This is a genomic window from Puniceibacterium antarcticum, from assembly GCF_002760615.1.
GTDB classification, from domain to species: Bacteria; Pseudomonadota; Alphaproteobacteria; order Rhodobacterales; family Rhodobacteraceae; genus Puniceibacterium; species Puniceibacterium antarcticum.
Map to the genome: position 1 here is coordinate 42,077 of NZ_AWWI01000176.1, position 23,230 is coordinate 65,306.

Annotated in this window: 24 protein-coding genes; 13 read left to right on the top strand and 11 right to left on the bottom strand. The window is 61.1% G+C overall.

Features of this window, described 5'->3' with window-relative positions:
• Positions 1-31 precede the first annotated feature (31 nt).
• The 4 genes from P775_RS24450 to P775_RS24465 all read left to right on the top strand — a co-directional run bounded on the left by P775_RS24450 (position 32) and on the right by P775_RS24465 (position 4,212).
• Positions 32-922, top strand: a complete 891-nt coding sequence (locus P775_RS24450; protein ID WP_099913431.1) for a formate dehydrogenase accessory sulfurtransferase FdhD — start codon at positions 32-34, stop codon at positions 920-922.
• Positions 923-1,001: 79 nt separating this feature from the next.
• A complete protein-coding gene (mobA, locus tag P775_RS24455; RefSeq protein WP_099913497.1) occupies positions 1,002-1,613 on the top strand; it encodes a molybdenum cofactor guanylyltransferase MobA in 612 nt (203 codons plus the stop codon).
• The gene (mobB, locus tag P775_RS24460; RefSeq protein ID WP_099913432.1) at positions 1,610-2,116 is read left to right on the top strand and encodes a molybdopterin-guanine dinucleotide biosynthesis protein B; all 507 of its coding nucleotides are present in this window, start codon (positions 1,610-1,612) and stop codon (positions 2,114-2,116) included. Before mobA ends, mobB begins: the two co-directional genes overlap by 4 nt.
• On the top strand, positions 2,113-4,212 hold the full coding sequence (locus P775_RS24465) for a molybdopterin-binding protein (protein ID WP_099913433.1): 2,100 nt from the start codon (positions 2,113-2,115) through the stop codon (positions 4,210-4,212). The genes mobB and P775_RS24465 overlap by 4 nt, the downstream gene beginning before the upstream one ends.
• A 249-nt stretch (positions 4,213-4,461) precedes the next feature.
• On the opposite strand, the gene P775_RS24470 is transcribed toward P775_RS24465, so the two are convergent.
• Both P775_RS24470 and greA read right to left on the bottom strand, forming a co-directional pair.
• On the bottom strand, positions 4,462-5,466 hold the full coding sequence (locus P775_RS24470) for a hypothetical protein (protein ID WP_099913434.1): 1,005 nt from the start codon (positions 5,464-5,466) through the stop codon (positions 4,462-4,464).
• Between the two features lie 13 nt (positions 5,467-5,479).
• Complete coding sequence (gene greA, locus P775_RS24475) at positions 5,480-5,950, bottom strand: transcription elongation factor GreA (RefSeq protein ID WP_099913435.1); 471 nt, start codon at positions 5,948-5,950, stop codon at positions 5,480-5,482.
• A gap of 351 nt (positions 5,951-6,301) precedes the next feature.
• Between greA and P775_RS24480 the strand changes: the two genes are divergently transcribed.
• From P775_RS24480 to P775_RS24490, 3 genes are all read left to right on the top strand, one after another.
• Positions 6,302-7,951 (top strand): electron transfer flavoprotein-ubiquinone oxidoreductase, encoded by a 1,650-nt coding sequence (locus tag P775_RS24480; protein ID WP_099913436.1) that lies wholly within the window; start codon positions 6,302-6,304, stop codon positions 7,949-7,951.
• A 206-nt stretch (positions 7,952-8,157) separates the two neighbouring features.
• Positions 8,158-9,864 carry a tetratricopeptide repeat protein gene (locus tag P775_RS24485; RefSeq protein ID WP_099913437.1) on the top strand — a complete coding sequence of 569 codons (1,707 nt, stop codon included), beginning with the start codon at positions 8,158-8,160 and terminating at the stop codon, positions 9,862-9,864.
• Complete coding sequence (locus tag P775_RS24490) at positions 9,854-10,681, top strand: 4-(cytidine 5'-diphospho)-2-C-methyl-D-erythritol kinase (protein ID WP_099913438.1); 828 nt, start codon at positions 9,854-9,856, stop codon at positions 10,679-10,681. The genes P775_RS24485 and P775_RS24490 overlap by 11 nt, the downstream gene beginning before the upstream one ends.
• A gap of 29 nt (positions 10,682-10,710) precedes the next feature.
• Here P775_RS24490 and P775_RS24495 read toward each other — a convergent pair whose 3' ends face one another.
• Positions 10,711-11,712, bottom strand: coding sequence for a polyprenyl synthetase family protein (locus P775_RS24495; protein ID WP_099913439.1), 1,002 nt, complete (start codon positions 11,710-11,712; stop codon positions 10,711-10,713).
• A gap of 54 nt (positions 11,713-11,766) precedes the next feature.
• On the opposite strand from P775_RS24495, the gene P775_RS24500 reads away from it, so the two are divergent.
• The 3 genes from P775_RS24500 to P775_RS24510 all read left to right on the top strand — a co-directional run bounded on the left by P775_RS24500 (position 11,767) and on the right by P775_RS24510 (position 13,054).
• Positions 11,767-11,985 (top strand): putative signal transducing protein, encoded by a 219-nt coding sequence (locus tag P775_RS24500; RefSeq protein WP_099913440.1) that lies wholly within the window; start codon positions 11,767-11,769, stop codon positions 11,983-11,985.
• A 3-nt stretch (positions 11,986-11,988) separates the two neighbouring features.
• The gene (locus tag P775_RS24505) at positions 11,989-12,762 is read left to right on the top strand and encodes a tRNA1(Val) (adenine(37)-N6)-methyltransferase (RefSeq protein WP_099913441.1); all 774 of its coding nucleotides are present in this window, start codon (positions 11,989-11,991) and stop codon (positions 12,760-12,762) included.
• Positions 12,763-12,877: 115 nt separating this feature from the next.
• Complete coding sequence (locus P775_RS24510; RefSeq protein ID WP_099913442.1) at positions 12,878-13,054, top strand: YdcH family protein; 177 nt, start codon at positions 12,878-12,880, stop codon at positions 13,052-13,054.
• A 135-nt stretch (positions 13,055-13,189) separates the two neighbouring features.
• On the opposite strand, the gene P775_RS24515 is transcribed toward P775_RS24510, so the two are convergent.
• The 5 genes from P775_RS24515 to P775_RS24535 form a co-directional block, all read right to left on the bottom strand.
• Entirely contained in the window at positions 13,190-13,792 is a 603-nt protein-coding gene (locus P775_RS24515; RefSeq protein ID WP_099913443.1) for an alpha/beta hydrolase, read from the bottom strand.
• Positions 13,785-14,717, bottom strand: a complete 933-nt coding sequence (locus P775_RS24520; protein ID WP_099913444.1) for a VOC family protein — start codon at positions 14,715-14,717, stop codon at positions 13,785-13,787. Before P775_RS24520 ends, P775_RS24515 begins: the two co-directional genes overlap by 8 nt.
• Positions 14,718-14,875: 158 nt before the next feature.
• Positions 14,876-15,598 (bottom strand): acetoacetyl-CoA reductase, encoded by a 723-nt coding sequence (gene phbB, locus P775_RS24525; RefSeq protein WP_099913445.1) that lies wholly within the window; start codon positions 15,596-15,598, stop codon positions 14,876-14,878.
• Between the two features lie 173 nt (positions 15,599-15,771).
• Entirely contained in the window at positions 15,772-16,947 is a 1,176-nt protein-coding gene (locus P775_RS24530) for an acetyl-CoA C-acetyltransferase (RefSeq protein WP_099913446.1), read from the bottom strand.
• A 123-nt stretch (positions 16,948-17,070) separates the two neighbouring features.
• On the bottom strand, positions 17,071-17,892 hold the full coding sequence (locus tag P775_RS24535; RefSeq protein ID WP_099913447.1) for an EAL domain-containing protein: 822 nt from the start codon (positions 17,890-17,892) through the stop codon (positions 17,071-17,073).
• A 279-nt stretch (positions 17,893-18,171) separates the two neighbouring features.
• Between P775_RS24535 and rpsD the strand changes: the two genes are divergently transcribed.
• The gene (rpsD, locus tag P775_RS24540; RefSeq protein WP_099913448.1) at positions 18,172-18,792 is read left to right on the top strand and encodes a 30S ribosomal protein S4; all 621 of its coding nucleotides are present in this window, start codon (positions 18,172-18,174) and stop codon (positions 18,790-18,792) included.
• Between the two features lie 125 nt (positions 18,793-18,917).
• Here rpsD and P775_RS24545 read toward each other — a convergent pair whose 3' ends face one another.
• Positions 18,918-19,139: a DUF1127 domain-containing protein gene (locus P775_RS24545; protein WP_099913449.1), complete on the bottom strand. Its 222-nt coding sequence runs from the start codon at positions 19,137-19,139 to the stop codon at positions 18,918-18,920.
• A 336-nt stretch (positions 19,140-19,475) separates the two neighbouring features.
• Between P775_RS24545 and P775_RS24550 the strand changes: the two genes are divergently transcribed.
• Both P775_RS24550 and preA read left to right on the top strand, forming a co-directional pair.
• On the top strand, positions 19,476-20,810 hold the full coding sequence (locus tag P775_RS24550; RefSeq protein ID WP_099913450.1) for an NAD(P)-dependent oxidoreductase: 1,335 nt from the start codon (positions 19,476-19,478) through the stop codon (positions 20,808-20,810).
• Positions 20,811-20,822: 12 nt separating this feature from the next.
• Positions 20,823-22,130, top strand: coding sequence for an NAD-dependent dihydropyrimidine dehydrogenase subunit PreA (preA, locus tag P775_RS24555; RefSeq protein WP_099913451.1), 1,308 nt, complete (start codon positions 20,823-20,825; stop codon positions 22,128-22,130).
• Between the two features lie 85 nt (positions 22,131-22,215).
• On the opposite strand, the gene P775_RS24560 is transcribed toward preA, so the two are convergent.
• Positions 22,216-22,407 carry a hypothetical protein gene (locus P775_RS24560; protein ID WP_099913452.1) on the bottom strand — a complete coding sequence of 64 codons (192 nt, stop codon included), beginning with the start codon at positions 22,405-22,407 and terminating at the stop codon, positions 22,216-22,218.
• A 137-nt stretch (positions 22,408-22,544) separates the two neighbouring features.
• Complete coding sequence (locus tag P775_RS24565; RefSeq protein WP_099913453.1) at positions 22,545-23,171, bottom strand: TetR family transcriptional regulator C-terminal domain-containing protein; 627 nt, start codon at positions 23,169-23,171, stop codon at positions 22,545-22,547.
• Between the last annotated feature and the right edge of the window lie 59 nt (positions 23,172-23,230).

The following is a 23,230-nucleotide window of genomic DNA, read 5'->3' on the forward strand; positions in this document are numbered from 1 at the left end:
TGAAACATGCCCTACCCAACCACCGGGAAAGATGCAATTGCCCCAGCCCAAAGACCTTGTCGATTATCTGATTGCGCCTGACCCTGCGGCGCCGCGCCTGACCCGGGCGGTGACAGGAACAGACCAGACAGGGGCCGAAATCACCCTGTCCGTGGTTGAAGAGCGCCCACTTACGATCTTCCTCAATTCACAGGAAATCGTGACGGCGATGACGATCGGCGATTACCCCGAATACCTCGCCCTCGGCTTTCTGCGCAATCAGGGGATGCTCAAGGACGGTGATGCTGTCACGGGGATCGACTATGACGAAGACCTTGAGGTCGTTGTGGTGCGCACGGCGTCGCGGACCACCTATGAAGAGAAGGTCAAGAAAAAGACCCGTACCAGCGGTTGTGCGGTGGGCACGGTCTTTGGCGATATGATGGAAGGGCTGGATCAGATAGATCTGCCAGTGGTTGAGTTGCGCACCTCCTGGCTTTATGCGCTGGCGGCGAAGATCAATGTGACGCCGTCGCTCTACCTTGAAGCCGGGGCGATCCATGGAACGGTGTTGTGTCAGGGCGATCAGCCGCTGGTGTATATGGAGGACGTGGGCCGTCATAATGCGGTCGACAAGATTGCGGGCTGGATGTTCCAGCATGGGGTCGCGGCCGAGGACAAGATCCTGTACACGACTGGGCGGCTGACCTCCGAGATGGTGATCAAGACCGCATTGATGGGGATTCCGGTGCTGGCGTCGCGTTCCGGTTTTACCGCTTGGGGGGTGGAGATTGCGCGGCAGGTGGGGCTTACCTGCATCGGGCGGATGCGGGGCAGGCGCTTCGTCTGTCTGAGTGGTGAGGATCGGCTTGTTCGGGATATCGATCCGGACACGGTGCCGGAGGAAGCCCGCAAAAGCGGGCGCAAGGGAGCGGATTTATGAGGGGCCGCCAAATGTCTTTTCAAGACATTTGCCAAGAAAATTCTGAATTTTCTTGGATGATCACTGTGAGGTTTTTGCAATGAAACAGCCGTTGGGGGTGATTCTGGCTGGCGGTCAGGCGCGGCGCATGGGGGGCGGAGACAAGGGGCTGCTGATGCTGGGTGGCCAGTCGCTGTTGGCGCATGTGATCGCCCGGGCAGAGCCACAGGTCGCGGCGCTGGCCTTGAATGCCAATGGCGATCCTGCACGGTTTGGTGATTTCGACCTGCCGGTGCTTCCCGATTCTGTCGCAGGCTATCCCGGGCCGCTGGCGGGGGTATTGGCGGGGCTTGACTGGGCTGCTGAACGGGGGGGGGGCACCATCGTGACCATGGCCGCCGATACACCCTTTTTCCCCTGCGATCTGGTGCCGCGACTGCTGCTATCCTCCGAAGGGATGGATGTGCCGCTTGTGCTGGCTGCAACGCCCGATCCTGAGCGCGGCCAAGTGCGCCATCCGACCTTCGGTCTTTGGCCTGTCGCGCTGCGCGACGATCTGCGTGCGGCTTTGGCGGATGGTGTGCGCAAGGTTGTGCAGTGGACCGACCGGCATCAAGGCCGCGAGGCACTGTTTGCTGTTGATGGCTTCGATCCTTTCTTTAACGTCAACACGCCCGAGGACCTTGCGCGGGCCGAGGCCCTGCTGGCATGAGGCTTTATGGTGTGACCGGCTGGAAAAATGCCGGCAAGACAGGGCTGATGGAACGGCTGGTGGCCGAAATCACGGCACGCGGGTTTTCCGTCTCGACCGTGAAGCACGCGCATCACAGCTTTGATGTGGATCATCCGGGCAAGGACAGTCACCGCCACCGGGTTGCCGGTGCGCAAGAGGTTCTACTGGCCTCGCGCAACCGGCTGGCGCTGATGACCGAGCTGCGGGGCGAAGACGAACCGCCGCTGGAGGATCTGCTGCGCCGTCTCGCGCCCGTCGATCTTGTGCTGATAGAGGGTTATAAGCGTGACAGCCATCCCAAAGTCGAGGCGCATCGGGCCGAAACCGGTCAGCCGCTGATCGCCCCTGGCGATCAGACGATCCGCGCCCTTGCCAGTGACACGCCGCTGAACAGTGATCGTCCTGTGTTCGATCTGGACGACACCGGCGCGATTGCGGATTTCATTCTGGAGGAGGTCAGCCTGAAGGAGCGGCAGCCGTGAACCTGTTCGACACCGTGGTGGTCGTCGACTGGTCCGGCGGCAACGAGAGGGGGCGCGCGCCGAGTAAAGATGCCATCTGGGCCTGTGTGGCACGGAAGGGTGTGTCAGATGCACCGGTTTATCTGCGCAACCGGCAGCTGGCCGAGGTCTGGCTGCACGAGCTGCTCGAGGCCGAACTTGCCGCCGGGCGTCGGATTCTGGCGGGTTTCGATTTCCCCTTTGGCTACCCGGCCGGGTTTGCGGCGGCGGTTACGGGCTGTGCGGATCCTCTCGAACTGTGGGATTGGTTCGAGGCGCGTATTGAAGACGCTCCAAAGGCCAACAATCGCTTTGATCTGGCGGCAGAGATCAACCGGGGCTTTGGTGGCAAGGGTCCGTTCTGGGGCAATGGCCTTGCGCGTGATATCGACGCGCTGCCCCGCACCAAAGCCGCATATCACAATCCGTTTCCCGAAAGGCGTGAGGCAGAGCAGCACGCCAAGGGCGCCTTTGCCTGCTGGCAGATGGCGGGGGCGGGCGCAGTGGGCAGTCAGGTTTTCATGGGGCTGCCGGTTCTGGCGCGGCTGCGGCGGGCCTTTGCCGAGCATCTGGCTGTCTGGCCGTTTGAGGAGCCGGAGCGCGATATCGCGCTGGTCGAGGTCTGGCCGTCGCTTACAGTATCCGCAGCGCGCGAAGGTGTGATCAAGGACGCGCATCAGGTGGCGGAACTGGCGCAAAAGATATCGGGCCTCGCGCCTGAGGTGCTCAATCAAATGCTGTCTGTGTCTGCGCCGGAAGAGGGCTGGATCCTCGGTCTGGGGCATGAAGCGCATCTTGCCGCCTTGCCCGAAGTGGGGGGCGAATTGCAGCCGCCACCGCTTCGCAACGATTGCTTCGCGCTGCCTGCCGGTGTTGACTGGACCCCGGTGGAAGAAGCGCTGAAACTGCTGCAGGCCCGGTTGCGGCCGGTGGTCGGGCAGGAAGAGGTCTCGCTGCTGCAGGCCGGGGGGCGCATTCTGGCCTCGGACCTGCTGGCGCTGCGCGCGAACCCGCCGCATCCGAACACGGCGGTGGATGGCTGGGGGTTCGATGCAACAGACATTGAAGTGGGTCCTCAGAGTTTTAGGGCTGTTTCGGGCCGCTCTGCTGCGGGCAAGCCGTTTGAAGGCGTGGTGCCCAAGGGCAGCGCGGTACGTGTGCTGACCGGGGCTGATCTACCGCACGGCGTAGACACCGTGGTTCTGGACGAGGATGTGGCGGTGGGCGATGGCGAGATCGCCTTTCACGGGCCGCTGAAGCAGGGCGCGAACACCCGGCGCGCCGGAGAAGATGTGGCGATGGGGGCACTGGCGCTTGCCTCGGGACGCGTGCTGACGCCAGCGGATCTCGCGCTCGCCGCGGCGGTGGGACATGGCGCGCTGCCGGTGTTTCTTCGGCTGAGGGTGGCCGTGATCTCGACCGGGGATGAGTTGGTCGAGGCGGGGGATGTCGCGGGGCCGGGGCAGATATTTGATGCGAACCGGCCGATGCTGCTACGGATGGCCGAGCGTTGGGGATATGTGCCTGTGGATATGGGGCGGGTGGCGGACAGCCGCACCGCCTTGCGTGATACGTTGGATCAAGCCGCACGAGAGGCGGATGTGATTCTGACTTCCGGCGGGGCCTCGGCGGGGGATGAGGATCATGTCTCGGCCTTGCTGAGAGAGACCGGAGCGCTGCAGGAATGGCGGATTGCGCTGAAGCCGGGGCGACCACTGGCGCTGGGGGTCTGGAATGACACGCCGGTGTTCGGATTGCCGGGCAATCCGGTGGCGGCGCTGGTCTGTGCGCTGGTCTTTGCGCGGCCTGCGATGGGCATCCTGTCGGGCGCGGGGTGGTCCGCGCCGCAGGGGTTTGATCTGCCCGCAGGATTCAGCAAGCGTAAGAAGGCAGGGCGGCGGGAATACTTGCGCGCCCGAGTGCGTGACGGCAGGGTGGAGGTGTTCCAGTCCGAAGGATCGGGCCGGGTTTCGGGCCTCAGCTGGGCTGAAGGGCTGGTCGAGATCGGCGATGACGCGCAGGACATCTCGCCGGGGGACAGGGTGCGGTATATTCCGTTCGGATCTTTCGGACTGTGAGCCTACAGCGTTTTGACAGTAACCTAAGACACAAGGGAACAGCTTTCGCCGTCAAAGATTTGATTTGAGGCAGCGAAGGGGGCAGCTTTAAAGAGTCCCGCCTTAAACTTGAATCGCTTGTTCGCTGCCTGTCGGCTGCGCCTTCAACGCGAAAAGCGATGAGTGTGTTTCAGCTTAAAGGAGGGGCGCTATAAGTCAAAACGCTGCAGGCGCGATGCCGTTTCTGAAGCACTGACCGAGTTCTGGGCCTTAGTCGAACGTACCTGCCACACGGCCCAGCAACATAAAAGCGCGCGCGGTGCGGGTGTCGGCATAGTCAGAGATATCGGCGTCGGTGGCGCCGGATTCGAATCTTACAAGGCTTTTGTCAAAGAGCCGGATGAAATGGTGCGCGGCGTCGCGGAAGATCGGGTCCTGCTTCATCCGTCCTGAGGCGAGTGCGAGGCTCGCGCGGTCACGGATGCCCCCAAGGGCAGAGATGGCCTGTCCGCGTTCGCCAGAGGCGAAGCGGCGCCAGGCGTCGGGACCTGCCGCTGCAGGGTGCAGATCGTCCATGTAGATGCCATCTTGGCTGAGCAGGGTTAAAACGTCCTGCGAGGCTTGCACCAGCTGCGCAGAGGGACGATCCTTGAGCGCGCTGCGCAGTGCAGTAAAACCGGCCTTATCTTCGGCAGAGTCGGGAAAGTTCAGCGCCCGGATGAGATCGCCGTTTGACAGCGGCGGGTTCAGTGCCTCTGCCGGGGTGCCAAGTGCAAGGGTGGGCTGATCGCTGCCCGCAGGCACTGACTTGCGCGGTGCGGGCGCCGCGTTGGGCGTTTGCCCACGGGCCACTCCTGACATCCCCAGCGCGGCTTCCATCTTTTTCTGCGCCGCTGCGATATCGTCGAGCTTTCGGGAAAGGCTCTGGCCCGCAGTATCGGCTTTGCCCGATTGCGCCTGTGACACATTGGCCTGGCGGATCGCATCGATGGCTGCCTGCAGTCGCAAGCTTTCCTCGCGCATCACGCGGCTGGCGCGGGCGGCGGTGGCCGCAACCCAGATCATCGCGACCGGCAGGACAAGCGTCATCATCGTCAGAAGAACCCGGATTCCGTCCGTGCCCTCGGCGTCGGCCAACAGAAAGTACCCGCCCGAGATCCCCAGCCAGATCAGGCTGCACGCGAGCGCCGTCAGTTCTATTCCCGTGACGCCGCCGCGTTCGGGCAGGTCATAAAGACCCAAGGGTGCCTTGCGGACATCGTTGCTATCGGCCATCGGCCCCAATCCGTCAGCTGTAAGAGATCTTGAGCACTTCGTAGGACTTCTCGCCACCCGGTGTGCGGACTTCGACGCTGTCGCCTTCTTCCTTGCCGATCAGGGCACGGGCGATGGGCGAGCGGATGTTCAGCAAGCCCTTTTCGATATTGGCCTCCTGCTCTCCGACAATTTGCCAAGTCTTTTCCTCGTCCGTGTCTTCGTCCACCAGGGTCACCGTGGCACCGAACTTGATCGAACCGGACAGTGTCTTGGGATCGATGACCTCGGCCAGACCGATGATGCCTTCAAGTTCCTTGATGCGGCCTTCGATGAAGGACTGCTTTTCGCGGGCCGAATGATATTCGGCGTTTTCCGACAGGTCGCCATGTTCACGCGCCTCGGCGATGGCGCGGATGATGGCAGGACGCTCAACGGATTTGAGCGTCTTCAATTCGGTTTCAAGCGCGGTATGACCCGCGCGGGTCATCGGTATCTTTTCCATAGGCCTACCAAAAAACGAACCGCACGCCCCGTGAGGGGCGGCGGTGGGTGTAAGTTCACAATAGCCTCTCACTGTGCATCCGTGCGCCGAGAATGCAAGCTGCAATTGCGCGACCTGCGGACTGCTGCCGATCTGCGGGCAGGGTATTGGAGTGGGCACCCGGGTGGGGCAAAGGGTCTGGAGCGGTGCTTATGATTTGCGCCGAGTCTTGTTGACGGGGCGTGTTTATTGGTCGCGTCAGCGGTTTTTCCGCTGTGTCGCGATTGAATTGGTCTGAGCACTGGTTTAGCCGGTTTCTAAAGATTTTTCAGGGTTCACGAAGGCCTGGATCACCATAGGGAGGCACCGCACATGACTGAAATCGAACGCGAAGCAATGGAATATGATGTGGTCATCGTCGGAGCTGGGCCTGCGGGCCTGTCGGCGGCGATCCGGCTGAAGCAGCTTGATGCGGATCTGAACGTGGTCGTTCTGGAAAAAGGGTCCGAAGTCGGGGCGCATATCCTGTCGGGCGCGGTGCTGGACCCCTGCGGACTGAATGCGTTGATCCCGGACTGGAAAGAAAAGGGCGCGCCGCTGAACGTGCCTGTCAAGGACGACAACTTTTTCATGCTGGGCGCCGAGGGCAAGATCAAGATCCCGAATGCCGGCATGCCGCCGCTGATGAACAACCACGGCAATTACATCGTCTCAATGGGCAATGTCTGCCGCTGGATGGCCGAACAGGCCGAAGAGCTGGGCGTCGAGATTTTCCCGGGCATGAGCTGTTCCGAGCTGGTCTATGGCGAACATGGCGAGGTCAAGGGTGTTGTCGCCGGTGAGTTCGGCAAGAACCCCGACGGCACGCCGGGCGCGGGCTATGAGCCGGGGATGGAGCTACACGGCAAATATGTTTTTCTGAGCGAGGGCGTGCGCGGGTCACTGAGCAAAGAGGTGATTGGCCGCTACAACCTGAGCCAGGGCAAGGAGCCGCAGAAATACGGGCTTGGCATGAAGGAAATCTGGGAGATCGACCCCGCCAAGCACAAGGAAGGGTCCGTCACCCACACCATGGGCTGGCCGCTGGGCAGCAATGCCGGGGGCGGGTCGTTCATCTATCACATCGACAACAATCAGGTTTATGTCGGTTTCGTGGTCCATCTGAACTATGAAAATCCGTACCTGTATCCGTACATGGAATTCCAGCGCTTCAAGCACCACCCGATGGTGGCCGAACTGCTGAAGGGCGGCAAGCGCGTGGCCTATGGCGCGCGGGCGATTTCCGAAGGTGGCTATCAGTCCATGCCAAAGATGGTCGCGCCCGGCGTGGCGCTGCTGGGCTGTTCTGTGGGCATGGTCAACGTGCCGCGCATCAAGGGCAACCACAACGCCATGCTGTCCGGCAAGGCCGCCGCCGAGGCCGCATTCGATGCGATCAAGGCAGGGCGTTCCGGTGATGAGCTGACCGCGTATGAAAGCGAAGTGCGCGAGGGCGCCATCGGGCAGGACCTGTTCAAGGTGCGCAACGTCAAGCCGCTGTGGTCCAAGCTTGGCCTCACGGCGTCGCTAATGTTGGGCGGTATCGACATGTGGACCAACACCTATGGGTTTTCGCTGCTGGGCACATTGGGACATGGCAAAACAGATGCTGCCGCGACTGGGCGGGCCAGCCTCTTCGAGCCCATCGACTATCCCAAGCCGGACGGCAAGCTGTCGTTTGATCGTCTGACCAACGTGGCCTTTTCCTTTACCAATCATGAGGAAAGCCAACCTGCTCACCTGCACCTCAAGGATTCGTGGATCCCGATCGGGCAAAACCTGCCCGGCTATGACGAACCGGCGCAGCGCTATTGCCCGGCAGGGGTTTACGAGGTGGTGCGCGAAGAGGGCAAGAAGCCGCGCTTTGTCATCAACTTCCAGAACTGCGTGCATTGCAAAACCTGTGACATCAAGGACCCTGCCCAGAACATCGAATGGACGGTTCCGCAGGGCGGGGACGGGCCGAACTATCCAAACATGTGATCGGCCCCGGGCGACATGCCTGTCCGACCTGCACAGCGCTGCTTTCGGGCAGGCACTGTGCAGGTCGGCATTGGGGAGCTGGATATTGCTCTAAACTGTGAACACACCCTGCCGTCGGCTGCATTGCGTGCTTGGGCTGCAACCGTTACGCTTTGGCGAACAGATATAATGGCGGAGACGGGCAGTTGAGCAATTGGGCACATCACATGCTGAAGGGCGCGGTTCTCGCCGTTGCACTGGGCCTTCCGCTGGCGGGATCGGCGAACAGTCTTGCCGGTGACTATCTGGCAGCGCGACAGGCGACCTATTTGGGTGATTACAAGGCGGCGGCAGAATATTACGGCAAGTCGATCCTGTTTGATCCGTCCAACGGGGATCTGCTGGAACGCGCTGTTCTGGCCAGCATGTCCGTGGGCGATTTCGAACGGGCCGTCAGCTTTGCCAACCGCATGACAGAGCAGGGCATGGCCAGCCAGATCGCCTATATGGCGCAGATGGCTGGATATGGCGCTGCCGAGAACTATTCCGACATCCTCAAGCAGATTTCTGACAACAAGGGCGTCGGCCCGCTGGTCGACGGGCTGGCCAAGGCCTGGGCCGAACTGGGGCAGGGTGACATGAGCGCCGCGCTGGTGCAGTTCGATGTAGTTGCCAAATCCGACGGTCTCGGCGCCTTTGCGGCGTATCACAAGGCGCTGGCGCTGGCCTCTGTCGGGGATTTCGAAGGGGCAGAGGCGATCTTTGACAGCAATGCCATGGGGGCCATGCAGATGACTCGTCGCGCTGTGATGGCCCGGGCCGAGATCCTGAGCCAGCTGAACCGTGACGCAGAGGCTATAACGCTGATCGACGACGCCTTCGGCCCTGATATTGATCCCGGATTGGGCGAGTTGCGCGCCGCGCTAGAGACTGGCGGGATATTGCCCTTTAGCCATGTACGAAGCGCGCGCGATGGCCTAGCCGAGGTGTTCTATACGCTGGCCGGGGCGCTTTCCAATGAACAGAACGATGATTTCACGCTGATGTACGTGCGGGTGGCGGAATATCTGCGTCCGGATCATGTGGATGCGCTTTTGCTGACCGCCGAACTGCTGGACAAGATGGGGCAGTATGATCTTGCGGTGCAGGCCTTCAAGAAGGTGCCCCGTGACGTGCCGACCTATTACGCCGCCGAACTGGGGCGCGCAGGAGCCCTGCGTCAGGACGGCAAGGTGGATGCCGCCGTCGAGGTATTGACGCAGCTGGCTGAGACCCATGGCAACCTTGCAGTGGTCCAATCGACGCTGGGTGACGTGATGCGCCAGCTTGAACGCTATGACGAGGCGGTACAGGCCTATACCGCCGCCATCGGCACCTATGACATGCCGGATCAGGCGCAGTGGTTCCTGTATTATGCGCGCGGCATTGCTAACGAACGGCTCAGCAACTGGGACGCGTCCGAGGCGGATTTCCGCAAGGCGCTGGAACTAAACCCCGAACAGCCGCAGGTGCTGAACTATCTGGGCTATTCGCTGGTGGAAAAGCAAGAAAAACTGGATGAAGCGCTGGCCATGATTGAACGTGCTGTCGCAGCGCAGCCGGACCAGGGTTACATCGTCGATTCTCTGGGCTGGGCGCTGTTCCGGATGGGCCGCTACGATGAAGCGGTCGGGCATATGGAACACGCGGCCGAGCTGATGGCAGTGGACCCGGTGGTGAATGACCATCTGGGAGATGTCTATTGGGCGGTGGGCCGTAAGCTTGAGGCGCGGTTCCAGTGGCGCCGCGCGCTGTCGTTTGTGGCCTTCGATCAGATGACGCAAGAGGCAGATCCCGAGCGGATCCGGCGCAAGCTTGAGGTGGGTCTGGATCAGGTGCTGTCCGAAGAGGGCGCACCGTCGCTGAATGTTGCGACGGAAAGTGATGGCAACTGAATCTTTCGCCCCGGCCAAGATAAACTTGACCCTGCATGTGACCGGGCGGCGGGCGGATGGCTATCATCTGCTCGATTCTCTCGTGGTTTTTGCCGATATAGGCGACACCGTGCGTGTCCAAGCCGCTGAAAAGCTGAGCTTGATGGTGGATGGGCCGATGTCCGCAGGTGTGCCGGTGGATGACAGCAACCTCGTACTGCGGGCGGCTCGGCTGCTGAACCCTGCACGGGGGGCGCAGATCACGTTGACCAAGCGGCTTCCAGCGTCGTCGGGGATCGGTGGGGGGTCATCCGATGCGGCGGCGAGCTTGCGGGCGTTGTGCGCGATTTGGAATCTGCCGGTGCCGGAGGATGTGCTGGCCCTTGGGGCGGATGTGCCCGTCTGCATGCAGACCCGGGCGCAGCGTTTGCAAGGCGTCGGAGAGGTTCTGAGCGCTGTGGAAAGGCTGCCAGAATGTGACATCCTGCTGGTCAATCCCGGTGTGGCTGTGTCCACGCCAGAGGTGTTCCGCGCGCTGCAAAGCCGCGACAATCCGGCGATGCCTGCAGATCTGCCCATATGGGATTCGGCAGAGACACTTGCCGACTGGCTGCAAGGGCAGCGCAACGACCTGACAGCGGCGGCTGTAGCCGTCCAGCCGGTGATAGCAGAGGTGCTGGAGGCGCTGTGCGCAACTCAGGCGCTTTATTCCGGCATGTCCGGTTCAGGGGCGACTTGCTTTGGGCTTTTCCCCCCTGGAACCGGTGCGGCGGCGGCGCTGACGACCTTGCAAGCCAGACGGCCCAGCTGGTGGGCGGCGTCCGGCACGCTCCTGTAAAGGCAAGCTCCAAAGGGCTTCGTTGTGCATCAGTTGATGCGTGCGACCACATAATCCGACAGGTCGATGAGCATGTCGCGCAGTTCTGACTCCGGCAGCTTCATCATCGCTGCGCGCGCCCTGTCGGCCCAGCCAAGCGCCTCTTGCCGGGTGTCTTCGAGCGCGTCGTGGTGGTTCAGAAGGTCGATGGCGTGTTCCAGATCACCGTCGCGCTGATCGCCCTTTTCAATGACACGCTTCCAGAAGGCACGCTGCGCTTCATCCGCCAGCGCGACCGCCTTGATCACCGGCAGCGTCAGCTTGCGTTCGCGAAAATCGTCGCCGACATTCTTGCCAGTTGCCTTGGTATCGCCTTGATAATCCAGCAGATCGTCCACGATCTGAAAGGCGATTCCCAAGGCGTCGCCATAGGCATGCAGAGCATCGATCTGGTCTTCGTCGACACCTGCGATGACGCCACCCACCTTGGTCGCCGCTGAAAATAGCGCCGCCGTCTTGCCGCGTACGACCTGTAGATAGATATCTTCGGTCGTGCGCAGATCCTGCGCTGCGGTCAGTTGCAGCACCTCGCCTTCGGCGATCGTGGCCGAGGCATCCGCAAGGATGTTCAGAACCCGCATATTGCCAGTCTCGGTCATCAACTGGAAGGAACGCGCAAACAGATAGTCGCCCACCAGAACGCTGGATTTGTTGTCCCAGAGCAGGTTCGCCGTGGGACGCCCGCGCCGCTGCCCCGATTCGTCGACGACATCATCATGCAGTAGCGTTGCCGTGTGGATGAATTCGACCGTCGCGGCCAGATGCACATGATAGGGGCCAGCGTAACCACACATCCTTGCGGCGGCGAGTGTGAGCATCGGGCGCAGGCGTTTGCCTCCCGCTTCGACCAGATGCGCCGTCACCTCGGGGATGCGGGGCGCGTGTTCAGAGGCCATGCGGGTGCGGATCAGCGCGTTGACCGCGTCGAGATCCCCCGCAAGTGCCTTGGCTAGCCGCTCGTGCGGCTTTGCGACAGCTTCGTCCAGGCTCATCAATCTCTCCCGGACAGGCTCGACATCGTGCCGACCCGCCCTTACATCGGACTTATGGAAGAACTCTTGCGCACCAATGACATCACGCTTATCCCGCGCGCCCGCGCTCTTCTTGAGGACGAGGGTATAGACAGCTTTGAATTGGACGTAAACATGAGCGTCCTTGAAGGGTCCATTGGCATATTGCCGCGCCGGCTGATGGTGCGAACCGATGACCTGAGCGATGCCGTGCGAATCCTGCGGATGAACGGGGTTTCCTTTGAAAGAGGCTGAGCGGTGCAGGCGCAGACATTTTCCGATGACAGGCTCAGCTGCGACGCCTTTCTGGGTGGTCGGCTAAGGCTGTTCCAGCCGCGGCAGGGCTATCGTTCGGGGATTGACCCCGTTTTGCTGGCCGCCTCTGTGCCTGCCCGCGCCGGGGAATCGGTGCTGGACCTGGGCTGTGGCGCGGGAGCGGCTCTGCTGTGTCTGGGCAGTCGCGTGGCAGGGCTGCAACTGTGGGGGGCAGAGTTGCAACCGGGCTATGCGGCCTTGGCTGATCGCAACGCCGCCCTGAATGGGCTGGAGGCACAGATTGTGACGGCGGATCTGAACGCCCTCCCAGCGCCGCTGTCGCAGATGCAGTTCACCCATGTCATTGCAAACCCGCCCTTTTTCGATCCGGCGCGGCGCACATCGGCAAGCGATCCGGGGCGCGAGACGGGCCTTGCTGAGGGCAGTCCGCTGGCAGACTGGGTCGCGATTGCCGCGCGGCGCACCGCCCCAGGCGGCACGGTCACGATGATCCAGAGCGCTGAACGCCTGCCCGACCTTGCCGCAGGAATGATTGCACATCTCGGATCTGTGCAGCTTTGGCCGCTGGCCCCGCGCGCCGGGCGTGATCCCCGGCTTATTCTGGTGCGGGGCCGCAAGGCTGGTCGCGGCGTGTTTCGCCTGCATGCGCCGCTGATTCTGCACGAAGGGGATCAGCATCTGGGGGATGTCGAAAGCTATGTGCCCCTGATCCGTACCGTGTTGCGTGACGGCGCTGATCTGCCCTTTCCAAGATGAGGGTGACGTAACGGCAGGCGGATTAATGCCTCGTTAACCCGCGAGTGCGACGAATGCGTGACAGACTCTTAAAACTGTGTTGCACTGAGAGTCCAACCAACCACAGGAGGTCCACATGAGCTTGAGTTCGCACCTGCAGGAACTGAAGAAGAAGCACCAGTCCCTTTCGGAAGCCGTGGAGGCGGCGCACAAATCCCCGGGGATGGACGACCTGAAAATTGCCGATCTGAAAAAGAAAAAGTTGCGCCTGAAGGAAGAGATCACCCGTCTGTCCCCCCAGACGATGCACTGATCAAAGCCTGGTCCGGCGTTGGATGCGCCGGGCCCTGACTGTGAAATTTTTTACCCGTTACGATACGCCCGATCGATGGATCGGGCGTTTTTGCGTTTTCATCCCCTGTGGCAGGGTACAGGTATCACCGGTCTTTCAGCGGGCCGTGATAAAATCGGCAAGGGCGTTTATTTCCGCTTGTACGATCTCGTGTCCGCCTGAATGCCAATGCTCGCTGATCTCTGCACCCTGATCGGCAAGATACCGCGACAGCGATTTTGTCAGCGGTGCAGGGCAGATCGGGTCCCGCTCGCCCGCGGTGATCAGGATGCGGGTGCCCTTCAATCCCGGCTGCGGGGTCGGATCCCATGGAATCAGCGGATGCATCAGGGCGAGGTCGGTAAAGATCTCGGGGTCGTCAAAGGCCACCGAGGCGGCGATATTCGCGCCGTTGGAATAGCCCAGCCCGATCACGCGCGTTGCCCCTACCCGGTCCTTGGCCGCTTGCAGAAAGCTGGCCATGGCTTTGGTGCGCCGGGCGAGGTCGGCCATGTCATAGACACCTTCCCCCGTGCGGCGAAAATAACGCGCCATACCGCCCTCGGACACGTCTCCACGGGGCGAGACGACGTGTGCATCGGGCAGGATCTGGCTGGCCAGCGCGTGGAACTGCGTTTCAGAGCCGCCTGTGCCGTGGAAGGTAAAGATCAGGGGCGCACCGGGCGCCCCCTTTGTTTCGGCAAAGACATAGTCAGTCATGGATCGGCTCCAGATACTGGCTGACCAGCTGGTCGCGCAGGTGTTCATGCTGCGACGGCAGTTTCAACGCCTCGCCCAGATGGGCGGTGTCTTCGTCCCGGTCAAAACCGGGTTCGTTCGTCGCCACCTCGAACAGCACTCCGCCGGGGGTGCGGAAATAGATCGCCCAGAAATAGTCGCGGTCGATCACCGGCGTCACCTGATAGCCAGTGTCCATCAGCGCCTTGCGCACCTCAAGCTGCTTGGCGCGGTTTTCCACAGCAAAGGCGACGTGGTGGACCGATCCGGCCCCCTGCGCGGCGGGCGCGGCCGAAACCTGCGTAAGGTCGATCACATTCGCCTCGTTCCCGCCGGGGATGTGAAGGCGGGTGATGTTATCGGCGGTCTCCAGCGTCTCATACCCCATGAAGCGCAGCAGTTCTGTGCTGGCGCCCACATCACGCAGGCGCATGTCAGTGGAATGAAAACCGCGAATGGCCACATCCTCGGGCACGCCATTGCCTGTCCATGGGGCACGGGCGTCACCGTCAACCTCGACCAGAACAAAGCCGTCGCCGTCAGGGCCGTCGAAGAGCAGGCGCGCTTCGCCAAAGCGGGTTTCGGTTTTGACACCTTTCACGTCGAAGGTGGCCAGACGGTCCTGCCACCAATGCAGGGCGCCTTTGGGCACGCTGAAGGCGGTGATCCCGACCTCGCCCGCACCCGGACGGCCACGGGCCGCGCGGGGGAAGGGAAAGTAAGTCATCACGGTGCCGGGCGTGCCAGTCTCGTCACCGTAATACAGGTGATAGACATCTGGTGCGTCAAAGTTGACTGTTTTCTTGACCCGGCGCAGGCCGAGAACCTTGGTAAAGAAGTCATTGTTGCTTTGGGCGCCACTGGCCATCGAGGTCACGTGGTGCAGGCCCTGGATCTGTTTAAGCATCTGTTTGTCTCCTATCCTGTTGCAACGGGATATAGAGTGCTCTGCCTAACGCACCAATTGCAGTATTTCGCGGGGAGCTTGTTCGTCACCGCACATAAGCAAGCCCCGACCTTTGAAAAGGCCGGGGCGATGTCTTTGGCGATCTGGTCGCTGTGCTGTCAGACGAAGAACTGACCGCCGTTGGCCGAGATGGTCGAGCCATTGATAAAGCCCGAGTCGTCCGACGCGAGGAAAACCACACAGCGTGCGATCTCTTCCGGTTCGCCCAACCGGCCTGTGGGGATCTGTGCAACGATGGAATCGCGGACCTTTTCCGGCACTGCCATGACCATTTCCGTGGCGATATAGCCCGGACAGATCGCATTGGCGGTTATTCCGGCGCGCGCGCCTTCCTGAGCGAGGCTTTTCACGATGCCCAGATCGCCCGCCTTGGTCGCGGCATAGTTCACCTGAGCGAACTGGCCCTTCTGTCCGTTGATTGACGAAATCACGATGACGCGGCCGAACTTGCGCTCGCGCATCCCGGGCCAGATCGGGTGGACGGTGTTGAACACACCGGTCAGGTTCGTGTCGATGACCTCTTTCCACTGAGTGGGGGTCATCTTGTGAAACGGAGCGTCGCGGGTGATACCGGCATTGGCCACAACCACATCAATTGGGCCCAGATCTGCCTCGACCTGTTTGATGCCCTCGGCGCTCGAATCGTAATCGGCGACGTTCCACTTGTATGTCTTGATGCCCGTGGCTTCGCTGAAGGTTGCTGCGGCTTCGTCATTCCCAGCATAGGTTGCGGCAACGCTGTATCCTGCGGCCTTGAGCGCCTTGGAAATTGCTTCGCCAATGCCACGGCTGCCGCCAGTGACCAGTGCTACTCGTGCCATATTATCCTCCTGTTTTGGCTAGTCTTGGTAACTTTGCTATCGGTTCGATCTGGTGTGCGCAATAATATTACAACGCCGCAGTGCGGCAATTCTGGATTTTTCCGGCAACAAGGAGCGGGCATGAATCGGGGCGCCCTGTGAGCGCCCCGATTTTGATTCATTCCGATAGAGGGTTACGGGCGTTCGACGCACATGGCGACTCCCATGCCACCACCGATGCACAGCGTGGCGAGGCCTTTTTTCGCACCGCGGCGCTTCATCTCGAAAAGCAGGGTGTTCAGGACGCGCGCACCCGATGCGCCGATCGGGTGACCGATGGCGATGGCTCCGCCGTTCACATTCACGATTTCCGGATCCCAGCCCATGTCCTTGTTCACGGCGCAAGCCTGAGCGGCGAAGGCTTCGTTCGCCTCGACCAGATCCAGATCTTCGGCCTTCCAGCCGGCCTTTTCCAGCGCCTTGCGCGACGCATAGATCGGCCCCGCGCCCATGATCGACGGGTCAAGACCAACGGTGGCAAAAGAAACGATGCGCGCGAGCGGTTCGATCCCGCGTTTTTCGGCGTTGTCGGCGGTCATCAGCAGGGTGCCTGCAGCGCCATCATTCAGGCCAGAGGCGTTCGCCGCAGTGACAGTGCCGTCTTTTGTGAAGGCGGGGCGCAGTTTCGCCATGGCTTCCATGGTGGCGCCGTGGCGGATGTATTCGTCCTTGTCCATCAGGATGTCGCCCTTGCGGCTCTTGATGGTGAAGGCGATCACTTCGTCGTCGAACTTGCCGGCCTTCTGGGCGGCTTCGGCCTTGTTCTGGCTTGCGACTGCAAATGTGTCCTGCATTTCACGGCTGATCTGCCATTTTTCGGCGACGTTTTCGGCAGTCTGGCCCATGTGGTAGCCGTTGAAAGCATCCCAGAGACCGTCGCGAATCATCGTGTCGATATAGGTCATGTCCCCCATCTTGTGGCCCTGACGCAGATTCGCGGCATGGACGGACATGGACATGTTTTCCTGGCCGCCGGCGCAGATGATGTCGGCATCGCCAAGCTGGATGTGCTGTGCGCCCAGAGCGACGGCGCGCAGGCCCGACCCGCAGACCTGATTTATGCCCCAGGCCGCGCTTTCTTGCGGCAGGCCGGCGTTTATATGCGCCTGACGGGCCGGGTTCTGGCCCTGAGCGGCGGTCAGAACCTGACCGAGGATTGTTTGCGACACCTCGCTCTTGTCGATTCCTGCGCGTGCGACAAGCGCTTCGAGCACGGCTGCGCCGAGATCATGCGCGGGCGTGTTTGCGAAAGAGCCGCCAAAGCTGCCTACGGCAGTTCGGGCTGCGGATGCGATTACGACGTTGGTCATGTGTGTCCTCCACCAGATCAATGGCAGAGGGCCTGGAGCCTTGCCTCAGGGCATCAGCATTCCTCTGCGCTTACCTGTCGTCAATAGGGCATTGAGGTGGGGTGCGACAAGGGGCAGACCCGGTTACGCCTGATGACGCAGGTCTTTTCCCCAGTGAGGCGAGAGGGTTGGGGCACCAAAATAGTAGCCCTGCAGGCAATCGATGCCGATATCTGTCAAAAACATGACATCTTCGGCGTGTTCGACAAATTCGGCCACCGTGAACATATCGAAATGCTGCGCGATGGACACCATCGCCCTGGTGATGACCTGACTGTCTGTGTCATTGGCGATGCCACGGATGAACTGACCGTCGATCTTGAGGATATCGAAGGTGAACTGCTTGAAATGCCGAAAGGTTGTGAAACCAGAGCCGAAGTCGTCCAAGGCAAAGGAAATGCCCCAGGACTGCAGTTTGGTCATAAACTGCACAACTTGATCGGATGCTCCCATGGCGGAGCTTTCCGTGATTTCGAGGATCAGGCGTTCGGCAACAGTCGGATCCCTTTCGATCCAATGGTCCAGAATGCGCTGCCAGCCCCTATTGCCGATAGAGCGGGCTGACATGTTGATGCCAAGCCGAAGTTCCGGTTCGCGTGCAAGGGTGCACAGCCCCTCTTCTAGCGCGAGACAGTCAAGCATCCGGCCGGTTTCGGAGGCTTCGATTTCATCAATGAACTCTTTCGCGGCGATGACGCGTCCCGTTTCGTCCACTACGCGAATGAGCGCCTCAAAATAGGCAACGCGATCTGGTTGGAGGGTTTGCACGACTGGCTGATAGGCCAGCATGACATTTTGGCGTTTTATGGCGTCTTGGACCATGGACAGGGTGTGTTCGTCACGTTTCTGACCAGCTGCGTCCAGTGCATTCGTCGGCACGAAAGGGCCGTTCTTATTGCCTTGCATGGTTCACAGCCCCGTTTGAACTCAGACGTACACTCGCGCGCGAGCCTTTAAGGATCAGTAAATTCTCTGTTTTTCTTCAAATCGCGCGCAGAATGCATCAGCTGTGGCGCACAGAGGTTGACTCTGACGCGGGCCTGCATATAAGCGCGCTTTCATTGGTGTTGGTGGCTCTCGCAAGAGTGACCCTGTCGGGGCTTCGGCCCAAAGGACAACGCCCTTCCCGTGCTGAAGACGCCTGTAAGGGCGGATCACGCATACATGTTAGAAGGAGATCAGACGGTGACAAAACGCACCTCTGCCAAGTACAAAATTGACCGCCGCATGGGCGAAAACATCTGGGGTCGTCCGAAGTCCCCCGTGAATCGCCGTGAATATGGCCCCGGCCAGCACGGCCAGCGCCGCAAGGGCAAACTTTCCGATTTCGGCATCCAGCTGCGCGCCAAGCAGAAGCTCAAGGGTTACTACGGCGACCTGACCGAAAAGCAGTTCCGTCGCATCTTCCGGGATGCGGAGCGTCAGCGCGGTGATACAGGCGAGATGCTGATAGGTCTGCTCGAGCGTCGCCTCGATGCCGTCGTATACCGTGCCAAGTTCGTTGCGACCATGTTCGCCGCACGCCAGTTCGTGAACCACGGCCACGTGACCGTGAACGGCCAGCGCGTGAACATTCCTTCGTACCGCGTGAAAGAGGGTGACGTGATCGAAGTTCGCGAGAAGTCCAAGCAGATGGCCGCGATCCTTGAGGCTGTGAGCCTGACCGAGCGTGACGTGCCTGATTACATGGAAGTCGACCACTCCAAGCTGGTTTGCACTTTCGTGCGCGCACCTGGCCTGTCTGACGTTCCCTACCCGGTTTTGATGGAACCGAATCTGGTCATCGAATACTACGCACAGAACTGATACGCGCCCGCTGCTGCCCACGGGCAGCAGCGGTTCCCGCGTGAGCGGGGCGTGACAAAAGAAAAGGCCGCATCCTCTGGATGCGGCCTTTTTCAGTTCCGGTGGTAGGTCTGAGGCTTGATGCCTCAGACGTAGAACATGTCGCGGAAGACGTGGCGCACGATATCTTCGCGCTGCAGGCCGCGTGCGGCCAGTTCTGCGTCACTCATCGCGTTCAGGCGTTCGACTGCTTTCATACGACCGTTGCTTTCGGCAATGCGCACAAGAAAGTTCAGAATGCCTTCGAAAAAGTTGCCAACAGAGTGGCCGATGGAAGTGGAGGTCGATGTTGTTGCTGCGATAGACATGGTTGAATTCCTAACTGTATGTCCCCCCGTTGAGTCCTAGATAACCTCGCTGCAGTGCAGCAACCACCCCAGGTTTCGAATAGCCGATGGCAGCTTTGTGCATGGCTGGAGTAGTGAAAATTTAAGCTTTGGCCATGTTCAGTTGTTGTCCAAATCTTATTTGGGCGGTGAACGGGTTGGTCGGCTGTGCCCAGAAACTCTGTTTGCCAGTCCCCGATCCGGTGCTTTTCAGCGCGAAGAGAGACAACGCGCGTTTCCATTTCGCCTAAATTTTACCAGTTGATAAAAAAAATCACCTGTGCCAGCTTTTTCTCAACAGCACAGCGGAGGTGAGACATGCACGCAAAAGCTTATGCACAAGGGGTGACGGCGGGGCGGCTTGATCCGTCGGAGTTAAGCGCCGGGTTCAGAGATCTGCATCCGGCACTCGATGATCACGAGGCGCTGGTGGCGGCGGATCGCTGCTATTTCTGCCATGATGCGCCTTGCATCACGGCCTGCCCGACGGATATCGACATCCCGCTGTTCATCCGCCAGATCGCCACGGGCACACCGGATGCGGCGGCCAGGACGATCCTCAGCCAGAACATTCTGGGGGGCATGTGCGCCCGGGTCTGTCCGACAGAGACGCTGTGCGAAGAAGCCTGTGTGCGCGAGATTGCCGAGGGCAAGCCGGTCGATATCGGGCGTTTGCAGCGCTACGCCACCGACGGGTTGATGGCGACAGGCGTGCATCCCTTTACCCGCGCGGCGGCCACCGGCAAGAAGGTCGCGGTTGTGGGGGCGGGGCCTGCTGGCCTTGCCTGCGCGCATCGGCTGGCGATGAAGGGCCACGATGTGGTGTTGTTCGATGCCCGCCCCAAGCCGGGCGGTCTGAATGAATATGGTATCGCGGCCTATAAATCGACTGAGGATTTCGCGGCGCGCGAAGTGGATTGGCTGATGCAGATCGGCGGCATCCAGCTGGAAACCGGCAAGGCGCTGGGGCGGGATATCACCCTGCAGGAGCTGCGCGCGGACCATGATGCCGTTTTCCTTGGCATCGGTCTGGGCGGGGTCAATGGGCTGGACGCGCCGGGGGCTGACAAGGAGGGCGTTCTGGATGCGGTCGGATTTATCGCGGATCTGCGGCAGTCTGCAGATCTGTCGGGGCTGCCGATTGGGCGTGATGTGGTGGTCATTGGTGGCGGGATGACGGCGGTGGATGCGGCGGTGCAGGCGAAACTGCTGGGCGCGCTGAATGTGACAATGGTCTATCGGCGCGGTCGGGCGCGCATGAACGCGAGCCGGTTCGAGCAGGATCTTGCGGCGGCCAAGGGTGTGCGGATCATCACCAACGCGAGCCCGGTGGCGGTGCATGGCAACGGCGCGGTGCGTGAGATCGAGTTCGAATACACCGATGATGCACTGGCGCCCACGGGTGAGCGGTTTCGCATTGCCGCCGATCAGGTGTTCAAGGCGATTGGCCAGACGCTGGAGGGTGACGCCTTGCCGGATCTTGAGGGGCGCAAGATTGCCATTTCGGGTGCTGGCCGCACCTCGGTCATCGGGGTGTGGGCCGGTGGGGATTGTGCTGCGGGCGGGGATGATCTGACCGTGACGGCTGTGGCCGAAGGGCGCGATGCGGCTGAGGACATTCACATCGCGCTGATGGGCGCAACGGCGGGTTGAGGGAGAGACGATATGGCTGATCTGACAACGAATTTTGTGGGCATCAAAAGCCCGAACCCCTTCTGGCTGGCCTCGGCCCCGCCCACGGACAAGGAATACAACGTCCGCCGCGCCTATGAGGCGGGCTGGGGCGGGGTGGTCTGGAAGACGCTGGGCGAGGCCGGACCGCCGGTCGTCAACGTCAATGGCCCGCGCTATGGCGCGATCTGGGGGGCCGACCGGCGTCTGTTGGGGCTGAACAATATCGAGCTGATCACCGACCGGCCACTGGAGGTGAACCTGCGCGAGATCAAGGCGGTCAAACGGGATTATCCCGACCGGGCGATGATTGTGTCGCTTATGGTGCCCTGCGAGGAGGCGGCCTGGAAGGCGATCCTGCCGCTGGTCGAAGAAACCGGCGCGGATGGGGTCGAGCTGAACTTTGGCTGTCCGCATGGCATGTCCGAGCGGGGCATGGGATCGGCCGTCGGACAGGTGCCCGAATATATCGAGATGGTCACGCGCTGGGTGAAGCAGAACACGCGGATGCCCTGTATCGTCAAGCTCACGCCCAATATCACCGATATCAAGCAGCCGGCACTTGCGGCGCTGCGGGGCGGGGCGGATGCGGTCAGCCTGATCAACACGATCAATTCGATCACCTCGGTTGATCTGGATCTCTTTGCGCCGGAGCCGACGATTGATGGCAAGGGCGCGCATGGGGGCTATTGCGGACCGGCGGTGAAGCCGATTGCGCTGAACATGGTGGCGGAAATTGCCCGCACGCCCGAGATGGCGCATCTGCCGATCAGCGGCATTGGCGGCGTGACCACCTGGAAGGATGCGGCGGAGTTCATGGCGCTGGGGGCCGGCAATGTGCAGGTCTGCACGGCGGCGATGACCTATGGGTTCAAGGTGGTGCAGGAGATGATTTCGGGTCTGTCCGACTATATGGACAAGAAGGGGATGGTCGCGACGTCCGAACTGGTGCGCAAGGCGGTGCCGAACCTGAGTGACTGGCAGCATCTGAACCTGAATTACATCGCCAAGGCCAAGATCAATCAGGACCTGTGCATTTCCTGCGGGCGGTGCTTTGCGGCCTGCGAGGACACCTCGCATCAGGCGATTGCCATGTCCGAAGACCGCACCTTTACGGTGAAGGACGATGAATGCGTCGCCTGCAACCTGTGCGTCAATGTCTGCCCGGTCGAGGATTGCATCACGATGGAGCAGATGGCGGCAGGCGCGGTCGATCCGCGCACGGGCAGGACCGTGCAGCCGGAGTATGCCAACTGGACCACACATCCGAACAATCCGGGTGTGGTCACGGCGGCGGAGTAAGCGCAGTCCCGAGACTTTTCGTGCGAAAAGTCTCGGGCAACATGGGTTGGGCGGACAAGAAAATTCGTTCGAATTTTCTCTTTTCTCAGCAGATCACGCGGAGATGTCCGTCGTGGCAGATGATCAGATACTGATCGCCGCAGGTGAGCAGGTGAAAACCGCGCCGCTGAATTTCGGCGACAAAAGCCTCGCGCCCCACTTCGCGGTGCACATCGCGCATCTTGCGGCGGACCACGCCGCCGGTCTGCGCCGCCTTGGCGGAGAAGATGCGCCGCATCCAGGCGTGATTGACAGGCCTGTCTTGATCGAGGGGCGCGATCTGCGCAGAAGGGGAGGAGTGAACCAGCATGTCCACGATAGTGAGCCTGGGATGGTAAACACGGGGTAAACTGTGCGGCCCCGGTCAAGGCCCGGTCAAGGGGTGAGCAGTTTTCGAAACAGGGTGTCCACGTGGTGCCGGGCGCTTTCCCACGCCGCGTCGGCATCGGGCATCAGAACCTGCACCTGTGCGTCGAAATCGGCATAGTGCTGGGTGATCGCCCAGATCGAGAACAAGAGTTGCCCCGGATCCATCGGCGCGAGCTTGCCCGCCGCCATCCAGGTCCGGATCAGCGCGCATTTCTCGTCAAACAGCGGTTTCAGCCGCTGGTTCAGATCGGGCAGGATGCGCGGGGCGCCCTGAATGATCTCATTCGCGAAGAGGCGGCTTTCGCGGGGGTAGGTGCGGCTCATCTCCATCTTGCGGGTGATGTAGCCCAGCAGCTCGTCCAGCGGTGCGCCGTCCGGGTGCATCTCTTCCAGTGGAGCGAGCCATTCGGCCATGAGCGCGTTCAGAAGCTCCACATGGATGGCTTCCTTGCTGTCGAAATAATACAGCATGTTGGGTTTGGACAGCCCGGCGGTTTCGGCGATCTGGTCCAGCGTCGCGCCGCGAAATCCGTGTTGGGAAAAGACGTCCAGCGCCGCATCCAGGATCTTGCGACGGTTGCGCAGCTGGATGCGGCTGGGCTTTTTCACGGCAGGTGCGGCGGTCTGGGGCATCTCGCTCTCCGGTGTGCCACCCGATTGGGCAGGCTGAAAATTTGCACAAGGGATGCCCG